Annotated in this window: 2 protein-coding genes and 1 pseudogene; all 3 read left to right on the top strand. The window is 50.6% G+C overall.

Annotated elements, in window-relative coordinates:
* Nucleotides 1-1,205, top strand: a pseudogene (locus VIM87_RS26495) (SusC/RagA family protein); the annotation flags it as partial.
* On the top strand, nt 1,205-2,656 hold the full coding sequence (locus VIM87_RS26490; protein ID WP_331999901.1) for a RagB/SusD family nutrient uptake outer membrane protein: 1,452 nt from the start codon (nt 1,205-1,207) through the stop codon (nt 2,654-2,656). The pseudogene VIM87_RS26495 and the gene VIM87_RS26490, both read left to right, overlap by 1 nt.
* Nucleotides 2,657-2,686: 30 nt before the next feature.
* The coding region (locus VIM87_RS26485) for a putative zinc-binding metallopeptidase (RefSeq protein WP_331999900.1) at nt 2,687-3,552 on the top strand (866 nt) is incomplete at its 3' end.

Here is a 3,552-nt window from a genome sequence, read left to right as displayed (position 1 = left end):
GGAATGCAGACCGGGAGCCTTTTATGGAAAATGTAAAATGGGTTGATTACCTGACCCTGCGCGGCAGCTATGGCCTAACCGCCAGCATGGGCCCTGCCACCAATTCCAGCATTGTGCTGCGTAACATTAATACCAGCCGGCCTTATTTAACAGAAGTAGAATCCGTGATACAGCTGGCCAACCTGGAAAATGCAGACCTTACCTGGGAAAAGCTCTACACCGCCAACGCAGGCGTGGATGCCAGCCTGTTTAACAGCCGCATGAACTTTAGCGTGGATGTATACCAGCGTAAAAGTTTTGACCTCATCAGCATCATTAAAACCTCCGGCATTGGCGGTGAGCCTTTAAAGGCCGCCAATTACGCCGACATGGATTCTTATGGCACCGATGTGCTGATAGGCGGAAAAGTGATCAATAAAAAAGAATGGGGCTGGACCACCAACTTAACTTTTGGATATAACTACAACAAGATCACGGATGCCAGGAACCGGCCCGACATTTTTTCACTGGTACAGGCCGAAGGCGGTAACAAGCAGGGCTACCCGGTGCGCAGCTTATTCTCCATCCGCTATAAGGGCCTGGATCATGAAACGGGCGTGCCCCTGTTCACCGACGAAACAGGCAAAACCGCGCAGGCCGTGTACCTGCAGGATCAGAACACGGATTACCTGGTATACGAAGGACCGGTAGATCCCGTGTACACCGGCGGCTTTTCAAACACCTTCCACTACAAAGCCTTTTCCCTCAATATATTCCTCACCTACCAGGCCGGCAATAAGATCCGCCTGTACCCCGCTTTTAAAACCAGCTATTCCGACCTGGATGCCATGCCCAAAGAGTTCCAGGACCGCTGGGTAATGCCGGGCGATGAGCTTAAGACCAATGTGCCTTCCATACTGGGCCTTTTTGAGCAGGCAACCCTGAGCGGAGCGCATCCCTACAACAACTACAACTACTCCACCGAGCGGGTGGCCAAAGGCGATTTTGTGCGGTTAAAAACCGTATCCCTCACCTATGTGCTGCCACCGCAGCTGTTACGGAAAATGCACTTTAGCAACATTTCCGTAACCGGCGCTGCTATTAATCCCTGGCTCATTTACTCCGACAGTAAGCTCAAGGGCCAGGACCCTGAATTTTTTAATTCCGGCGGCGTAGCGCAACCTATTCAAAAGCAATTCACGCTTTCACTTAAAGTTAGTATCTGATGCAGAAGAAATTATTCATATATACGTTGATGTTAGTGCTGTGCATGGGCACAAGCTGTAAAAAGTACCTGGAAAAGCCGCCGGATAACCGTGCGGAGCTGAACTCACCGGAGCAGGTAGCCCAGCTGCTGGGTACCGCTTACCCCCAGGCTAATTATATGGCGTTCTTTGAATCCATGTCCGACAATGTGGATGATAAAGGCGCCGGGGAGCTGGATAATACCAATGTGGACCCTTACTTCTTCCGGGATGTGCGGGAGGATCAGCAGGACTCGCCGGAGTATTACTGGGATGCCTGTTATGCCGCCATAGCCGCCGCTAACCAGGCGCTGGAAGTATGTGAAAAGGCCGCCAATAGATCAGCTTACCGCTCTGAAAAAGGCGAGGCATTACTGGCACGCGCCTACGCACATTTTATGCTGGTGAATGTTTTTTCAAAAGTGTATGATGCAAATACATCCGCATCAGACCCCGGCATTCCCTATGTAACGGTACCGGAAAATATAGTGATGAAACAGTATGAGCGCAAAACCGTAAGCTATGTGTACGACATGATAGAAAAGGATATTACCGACGGTATTCCCTTACTGGACGATACACGCTATGCCGTACCCCGCTATCACTTTACTACCGCTGCCGCACACGCATTTGCCGCACGTTTTTATTTATTTAAGAAAGATTATACTAAAGTGCTGGAACATGCCAACCAGGTGCTTTCCGGTAATGTAACAGCGCTGCTGCGGCCCTGGAACACCACCTACACCAGCATTACCTACCTTGAGCTGTTTGCCCGTTACGCACGCGCCACAGAGCCGGCCAACCTGCTGCTGGTGGAAACACCTTCCTGGTGGGCGCGCAATTATTTCAGGGTGCGGTACGGCCTTACCTCCGGCAAGCGGGATGAGATCCTGCGCCGGAATGTAACCGGCGGCAACTGGGCATTTAATTTCCAGGTGTTCACCTCCGGCACAGAGAATTACCTGCTGCCAAAGATCAATGAACATTTTGTACGCAGCTCTGTTAACGCCGATATAGGCGTAGGTTATGTGGTAGTGCCCATACTAACCACCGAGGAAGTGCTGTTTAACCGCGTTGAAGCCAATGTATACCTGAACAATACCACCGCAGCGCTGGCAGACCTGAATACTTACGCCAGCACACGCATTGCCAATTACGATGCCGGCCAGCATATTATTAACGCCGCGAAGATCCGGAACTTCTATGGCACCACTAACCTGCAAAACGGGATCCTCAGCACACTGTTTGGCTTTAAACGGGCGGAGTATGTGCAGGAAGGCATGCGCTGGCTGGACCTGATCCGCTACAAAGCCCCCGTAACGCATTATACAACCGACGGAGATATACTGGTGCTGGGCGAGGACGATCCGCGCCGGGTATTTCAATTGCCGCAGTCCGCAGAGCTGGCCGGCCTAAAACTGAATCCGCGATAATATATGATGACCTTAAAAGACAATACACAAATGAAACATATACTGCTTGCAGGCGCTTTTTTACTGTGCCTGTTAACCGCCTGTAAAAAAGACGACGACCTGGGCGACATAGATAATATACCCGGCCTGGGCGGCGATACCTGGACGCCCGGCCCCATTGATAACTGGATCAAAGACAGCCTGACCGTGCCGTATAACATTGCCGTAAAATATAAGTGGGATCAGGCTGAGCTGGAACTGAACCGCACGCTGGTGCCGCCTAAGGAAGAGAAGATCATACCCGTGCTGAGCTCTATAAAAAAAGTATGGATCAGTAATTATGTAGCAGAAGCAGGTGAAATATTTATGAAACGCTTATGCCCCAAGTTCTTTGTGCTGGTGGGCAGCGCCAGCTATAACCCCGATGGCACCATTACCCTGGGCACTGCAGAAGGTGGCCGCCGTATTGTGCTGTATGTGCTGAACGATTTCCGCATTAAGGGTATGAGCGACTATACCCCCTCCGACTCCAATAACGTGAAAATGATGTTCCATACCATAGAGCATGAGTTTGGGCACATCCTGCACCAGAACGTCATGTACACGCCTGATTTTAAGCGTATATCCGTTGGGCGTTATACCTCCAACTGGAACAACGTATCCGACGAAACAGCCCACCAGGACGGTTTTATAAGCGCCTATGCCATGAGCGCGCCGGATGAGGATTTCGTGGAAATGATCTCCATTATGCTTACAGAAGGCAAGGCCGGTTTTGATAACCTGGTGAACAGCATTACCGGCACCAGCCCCAATGGCACTACTGCAGCTGTTGCAAAAGATAAGCTGCGGCAGAAAGAAACCATCATAGTGAACTATTTCAACGATACCTGGCATATTAATTTTTACAACCTGCAGGC

This window comes from Chitinophaga sp., assembly GCF_036569125.1.
Lineage (GTDB): Bacteria > Bacteroidota > Bacteroidia > Chitinophagales > Chitinophagaceae > Chitinophaga.
The sequence above is the reverse complement of the archived record's forward strand: the minus strand, read 5'-3'. Positions and strand labels throughout refer to the sequence as shown.